This window comes from Coprobacillus sp., from assembly GCF_984815275.1.
Genome location: NZ_CFJNYH010000072.1, coordinates 1 through 6,807, shown reverse-complemented (window position 1 = coordinate 6,807; position 6,807 = coordinate 1). Strand labels below are relative to the sequence as shown.

Genomic DNA, 6,807 nt, shown 5'->3' with positions numbered 1-6,807 from the left:
ATAGTGACTGGTATGCAATGTATGGAGAAGGAACAGGCATTTGTGATTTATAAGAAGGGAAATACCTTCTTTTTTTCTTTTTTTGAAAAACACTTGACTTAGAGTTAACTCCAAGTGGTAAGATACGGATGAAAAAAGAGGGAGGAATGAAGATGAATGAATTTTATGAAGATTTAATGTGTCCAGTTGTTTATCGTTGGGTGAAAAATCATGAAGGAGTCAAAATATGTCATAACAAATGTTGTACACTTTGGATAGATAATGGAGATATTTATGGTGTTATTGAGTTTCATGATGAGAATATTGTTGAGTTAACTGTGAAAGATACGAAGAGTCATGAAAATATATTTTATTTACATTTTCAAATGCATGATATGAATTCAAGTCTACAACAGTTCAATACTTTCTTTCATTATTTAACAACGCCTTCATCTGAGCACCATGACATGAATGTGCATCAAACAGATATTAAGAAGATTTTATTAAGTTGCAGTGGAGGGTTAACGACATCTTATTTTGCATATTCTATTCAAGAGATGATGAATCATAGGGATTTAGGAATACAGGTAGATGCGGTTGGTTATAGTGATATTGATAATGTTGCTAATGAGTATGATATAATTTTACTTGCGCCACAAATTGCTTATATGTTACCTGAATATAGAGAAAAGTATGGAAATAAGGTTATGACAATTGAAACTGTAGATTTTGCAACAAGTGATTTTGAAGGAATTATCCAAAAAGCATTAAATTCATAATAAAGAGCAATTATGCTTCTTTTTTTATTGAATTGTCAAAAAATGAAAAAAAATGGCGTAGAAATGTTAAGTTTATGTTAAGTTTATTTACATTGTGTTAATGAAATGTTAATCTTTTGTTGTAAATCATAGGGAGGAAAGAGATGGAATTATCTAATATATTTGCATTGCTTGGCGGTTTAGCTTTATTCTTATATGGGATGACTATGATGTCCAATGGATTAGAACTTGCTGCTGGTAATAAAATGAAAACAATCCTGGAAAAATTAATAACAAATCGTTTCTTAGGTGTTGGAGTGGGTGCATTGATCACTGCACTCATTCAATCTTCATCAGCAACGACTGTGATGACAGTTGGGTTTGTCAATGCTGGATTAATGAAACTAGAAAATGCTGTTTGGGTTATTATGGGAGCAAACATTGGAACAACAATTACGGGACAATTAATTGCATTAGATATTACTGCATTAGCTCCAGTTATTGCATTTATAGGTGTTGCGTTAATTGCATTTTTCAAGAGTAAACGATTGGATGCAATTGGTACAATTGCAGCGGGGCTAGGTATCTTATTTATGGGGATGGAAATGATGTCAGGTGCAATGGTACCATTACGTAGTTCACCTGAATTTGTAAGTATTGTTTCTAATTTTGAAAATCCTTTAATAGGTATTGCTGTAGGTGCATTATTCACTGCTATTATTCAGAGTTCATCGGCTTCAGTTGGTATTTTACAAGCATTAGCCATGAGTGGTGTTATTACTTTACCTTCTGCAATATATGTTTTATTTGGACAAAATATTGGGACATGTATTACTGCTGTATTGGCTTCTATTGGAACAGGGCGAAATGCAAAGAGAACAACTATTTTGCACTTATCCTTTAATATTATAGGAACAATTATATTTGTTATTATTAGTATGTTAACTCCATTTGCACAATGGATGCAGGCACTAACACCAACAAATATTCCTGCTCAAATAGCTAATGTACATACAGTTTTCAACGTTGCAACAACAATATTATTATTACCATTTGGTAAACAGCTTGTTCAATTAGCATATAAGATTCTTCCTGAAAAGGAAGGTCATGAAGATCGTATGGATGTAAAATTCTTGGATTTTTCTATTTTTACAAATGATTATCATATTGGGACAAGTGCAATTGCGAATACGCAATTATTTAATGAAACACAGAATATGTTAGATGTAGCTATTGATAATGTGAGAAGGTCTTTTGAATTAATGATTAGCTATAAAGATGAAAAATATGAAAAACTGCAAAAAAGTGAAGAGTATATAAATTATTTAAATAAACAGATTGTTGATTTTACAACAAATGCGATTTCAAATGAATTTCCAATAGAAGGTTCACAAACAATTGGTTTGTTCCTTAAGGTTTCAGCTGACTTAGAGAGAATTGGTGATCATGCTGTGAACATTGCTGCTAGAGCAAAGTTGCTTCATGATGAAAATAGACGTTTTTCTGATACGGCTTTAGACGAAATTGGTATTATGAGCAGTTTGTGTACAAATATTTTAGATGAATTAAAGATCATGAATTATGATGAATTTAAAGATCTTGTAGATAAAGTAGATATCATAGAAGAGAATATTGATAAAACGAATTATCAGTTTGGTATTAATCAATTGATTCGTTTAAAAAATAAACAATGTACAACAGAAAATAGTGTTGTTTATACAAAAACATTAACTGATTTTGAAAGAATTGGTGACCATGGTTTGAATATTGCACAAAGTTTTTATAAAATTAGAAAAGCTGTTGCAGCTATGAAAATGGTGAAACCAGAAATGATTGAAGAATAATTGAATATTTTGTTGAATATGTGGTGGAGTCTGGCATAAAGTATATTACTTTATTTATTCAACAAATGTGTATTTTTGATTGCGAAAATAAGAGACAGATTCCATCCTTTTAAGGAGAAATCTGTCTTTTATTTTGGTAATCAAAAGGGAGGAAGAAAAATGGAATTATCAAATGTATTTGCGTTAGCAGGGGGATTAGCATTATTCCTTTATGGAATGACAATGATGTCTAACGGATTAGAATTGGCCGCTGGGAATAAGTTGAAGGCTATACTAGAGAAGTTAACTACAAATCGCTTTTTGGGTGTTGCAGTAGGAGCTTTAATTACGGCTATTATTCAATCATCTTCTGCAACAACTGTTATGGTTGTTGGTTTTGTCAATGCAGGACTTATGAGTTTACAGAATGCTGTTTGGGTCATTATGGGAGCCAATATTGGAACAACGATTACTGGTCAATTAATTGCATTAGATATTACTGCATTAGCACCAGTTATTGCATTTATAGGTGTAGCATTAATTGTTTTCTTTAAAAGTAAGAAATTAGATGCTTTTGGAACAATTGCAGCTGGATTAGGAATTTTATTTATAGGAATGAATATGATGTCAACTGCTATGGAACCATTGAGAAGCTCACCAGAGTTTATTCATATTGTTTCTAATTTTGAGAATCCTCTCATTGGTGTGGCTGTCGGAGCAATCTTTACTGCTATCATTCAAAGTTCGTCAGCATCTGTTGGAATTTTACAAGCCTTAGCGATGAGTGGAGTTGTTACATTACCAACAGCTATCTATGTATTGTTTGGTCAAAATATTGGAACTTGTATTACAGCTGTACTTGCATCTATTGGAACAAGTAGGAATGCGAAGCGTACTACAGTTATACATTTATCTTTTAATATGATTGGAACTGCAATTTTTGTGCTTATATGTATGACAACTGATTTTGCATATTTTATGCAATCTTTAACACCAACGAATGTAGCTGCCCAAATCGCTAATGTTCATACTGTGTTTAATATTGTCACAACAATTATATTATTACCATTTGGTAAAAAGTTAGTTGATTTTACATTTATAATTCTTCCTAAGAAGAAAGATAAAGAAGCTCAAATGACATTAAAGCATCTAGATTTCTCTATTTTTACAAATGATTATCATATTGGAACGAGTGCTATAGCCAATACTCAGTTATTTAATGAAAGTCAGAATATGTTAGATGTCGCAATTGAAAATGTTAGAAAATCGTTTGAGTTAATAATAAGTTATAAAGAAGAAAAATATGAACAACTTCTAAGAAATGAAGAATATATTGACTATCTCAATAGAGAAATTGTTGATTTTACAACTTCTGCTATTTCTAATGAACTTCCTCTAGAGGGTTCACAAGCTATTGCTTTGTTTGTGAAAGTATCAGCAGATATAGAAAGAATCGGAGATCACGCTATAAATATAGCCAAGAGAGCAAGATTACTGCATGAAGAAGATAAACATTTTTCTGATGAGGCTGTAGAAGAAATAGGAATGATGAGTAATCTTTGTACCAATATTCTAGATGAACTCAAAATCATTAATTATGATGAGTTTAAAAATATTGTAGATAAGGTTGATGTCATAGAAGAACATATTGATAAAACGCATCATCAATTTAGTGTAAATCAGTTATTAAGACTTAAAGAAAAGAAGTGTACGACAGAAAATAGTGTCATTTATACGAAAATACTAACTGATTTTGAACGTATAGGAGATCATGGACTTAACATTGCTGAAAGTTTTTATAAAATTAGAAAAGCTGTTGCAGCCATGAAATTAATCAAGGAAGAAGTTGAAAAGAATTCATAAAATAAATCTTAGTGAATACATCTAGAAAAAGGATTGATAGTGTATATAAAAAGTGGTAAAGTGAATATGTTGAATATGTGGTGGAGTCTGTCATAAAGCAATTGCTTTATTTATTCAACATGATTTTATGTGTATCATTCAAGTTTTACTTATATGAGTAAAACTTTATAATACCATAATGATGACAAGACAGATTCACGCTTTTTAGAATCTGTTTTTTTATTTTAAAGAAAGCCTGGTGATCGATTTTAAATATGAAATTAATTTTAAGGAAAGTCAATCAGTATGTTAAACATTCATCTCCTCCACGATTGATTGCATTTGGATTTGCAAGTGTTATTTTAGTAGGAGCTATTCTATTAATGTTGCCAGTTTCTGTCCGTGATGATCAGACTGTTTCATTCATAGATGCGTTGTTTACATCAACAAGTGCTGTATGTGTGACAGGATTAATTGCTATTGATACAGCAGAACATTTTACTGTTTTTGGAAGAACAGTTGTTGCTTTATTAATCCAAATTGGCGGTTTAGGTGTAACTTGTGTTGGGGTAACAATTATTTTAGCGGCTGGTAAACGTGTTGGATTTAAGGTTAGAAAACTGATTAAAGAATCATGGAATATTGGGGGTTATGGCGGTTTAGTTAAATTGGTGAAGTATGTCTTGAAAATAACATTATTATTTGAGCTTGTTGGGGCAATCTTAAGTTTTATTGTTTTTGTTCAAGATTATCCTCCATTAGATGCTTTAGGTATTAGTTTGTTTCATTCTGTAGCAGCATTTAATAATTCAGGTTTTGATATTTTGGGAGGACTTACAAATCTTATTCCTTATCAAAATGATATTTTATTAAATTTAGTTACAAGTGGATTAATTATTTTTGGAGGAATTGGTTTTTTAGTTATTATTGATGTCAAAAATAAAAAGTCTTTTAAAAAATTAACATTTCATTCTAAGGCAGTTATATCAGTCAGTATTGCGCTTATTGTGATTGGTACATTATTAATTAAGCTGACTGAAAATGTAACATGGTTAGGAGCTTTTTTCCAAAGTGTTTCAGCTAGAACTGCAGGGTTTTCAACATATAATTTAGGGAACTTTACAAATGCTGGGTTATTTGTGTTAGTCATCTTAATGTTTATAGGTGCTTCACCTGGTTCTACAGGTGGTGGTATTAAAACAAGTACATTATTTGTTATTGGTAATGTTATGAAGAGCATTATGACTCACCAGCATTGTGTTTCATTTAAACGTAGAATATCAGAAGGTATTATTATGCAAGCCTTTGTTGTCGCAATTTTATCTTTATGTGTTGTCATTATCAGTACATTTTTATTGTGTATTGTAGAGCCTAGATTTACTTTTATGCAATTGTTATTTGAAAGTACATCAGCATTTGGAACAGTTGGGTTATCTACTGGTATTACATCACATTTAAGTGTTTTAGGAAAAATTATTATTATCTTAACAATGTATATTGGTCGTATTGGAGCAATGACTATTGTTACTTTGGGTGTTTATAAGGAACCAAAAACAGCTGTATATTCAGCAGAAGATATTATGATAGGATAGGTAATTATATGACAAATGAAAAGAGTTATGCAATTATAGGTTTAGGTAGATTTGGTATGCCTTTGGCTAAAAAGTTAGCAGAGGCAGGAAAAGAAGTTATTGGTATTGATAGAGATGAGGATAGAGTGAAGGAGTTAAGAGAATATACTGAGTATGCTTTTGTTTCACAGACACTTACAAAGGATGTTCTTGAAGAAGTGGGAGTTCAAAATTGTGATGTTGTTATTGTGTGTATTGGTGAAAGAATTGAAGTCAGTATCTTAACAACTTTAAATGTTATTAATCTTGGTGTTTCAAAAGTCATTGCAAAAGCAACAAATGCTGATCAAGGAGAAGTTTTAGAAAAACTTGGGGCACAAGTTGTTTATCCTGAAAGAGATATGGCTTTAAGGCTTGCAAAGAAAATTTTAAGAGAGAATCTTGTTGATTATATTTCTATTGGTAAGGATATTGAGATTATAGAGTTTGAAATTTCAAAGCAAATGATTGGTAAATCTATTATTGGAATGAGAGTTAGAGAAAACTTTGGTTTAAATATTATTGCTATTCATCATGATGGAATAACTGATACAGATATAGATCCACATTATCTATTAAAAGCAGGGGATACAATAGCTGTTATTGGAAAAGAGAATAAAGTTGCTCAGTTTGTGGATAGCTATTCCTAAAATATGAAGAAATATTAAATATTTTTTTGCTAGAAAATAAGGTTTAACGATAATCGTTAAATCTTTTTTATTTGCTTATTGCATATATCTGTCATACGAAGTATAATGTACTTATAAAAGTTGAAAAAAGTGTAAATAAAAAAAG

At 30.8% G+C, this 6,807-nt stretch carries 5 protein-coding genes; all 5 read left to right on the top strand.

The features are described from left to right. The first annotated feature begins 152 nt into the window (after positions 1 to 152). Positions 153 to 758 carry a PTS sugar transporter subunit IIB gene (locus AC5M21_RS15600; RefSeq protein ID WP_017144124.1) on the top strand — a complete coding sequence of 202 codons (606 nt, stop codon included), beginning with the start codon at positions 153 to 155 and terminating at the stop codon, positions 756 to 758. Between the two features lie 143 nt (positions 759 to 901). After that, positions 902 to 2,581: a Na/Pi cotransporter family protein gene (locus tag AC5M21_RS15595; protein WP_008788090.1), complete on the top strand. Its 1,680-nt coding sequence runs from the start codon at positions 902 to 904 to the stop codon at positions 2,579 to 2,581. Between the two features lie 159 nt (positions 2,582 to 2,740). Continuing rightward, the gene (locus AC5M21_RS15590; RefSeq protein WP_008788091.1) at positions 2,741 to 4,423 is read left to right on the top strand and encodes a Na/Pi cotransporter family protein; all 1,683 of its coding nucleotides are present in this window, start codon (positions 2,741 to 2,743) and stop codon (positions 4,421 to 4,423) included. Positions 4,424 to 4,677: 254 nt separating this feature from the next. Further along, complete coding sequence (locus tag AC5M21_RS15585; RefSeq protein WP_008788092.1) at positions 4,678 to 5,994, top strand: TrkH family potassium uptake protein; 1,317 nt, start codon at positions 4,678 to 4,680, stop codon at positions 5,992 to 5,994. A gap of 8 nt (positions 5,995 to 6,002) precedes the next feature. Further along, complete coding sequence (locus AC5M21_RS15580) at positions 6,003 to 6,662, top strand: potassium channel family protein (protein ID WP_008788093.1); 660 nt, start codon at positions 6,003 to 6,005, stop codon at positions 6,660 to 6,662. Positions 6,663 to 6,807 lie beyond the last annotated feature (145 nt).

What these genes read in the sequence shown, in the direction of transcription:
- AC5M21_RS15600 (WP_017144124.1), top strand. Translation starts at nt 153, where the DNA reads ATGAATGAATTTTATGAAGATTTAATGTGTCCAGTTGTTTATCGTTGG.
- AC5M21_RS15595 (WP_008788090.1), top strand. Translation starts at nt 902, where the DNA reads ATGGAATTATCTAATATATTTGCATTGCTTGGCGGTTTAGCTTTATTC.
- AC5M21_RS15590 (WP_008788091.1), top strand. Translation starts at nt 2,741, where the DNA reads ATGGAATTATCAAATGTATTTGCGTTAGCAGGGGGATTAGCATTATTC.
- AC5M21_RS15585 (WP_008788092.1), top strand. Translation starts at nt 4,678, where the DNA reads ATGAAATTAATTTTAAGGAAAGTCAATCAGTATGTTAAACATTCATCT.
- AC5M21_RS15580 (WP_008788093.1), top strand. Translation starts at nt 6,003, where the DNA reads ATGACAAATGAAAAGAGTTATGCAATTATAGGTTTAGGTAGATTTGGT.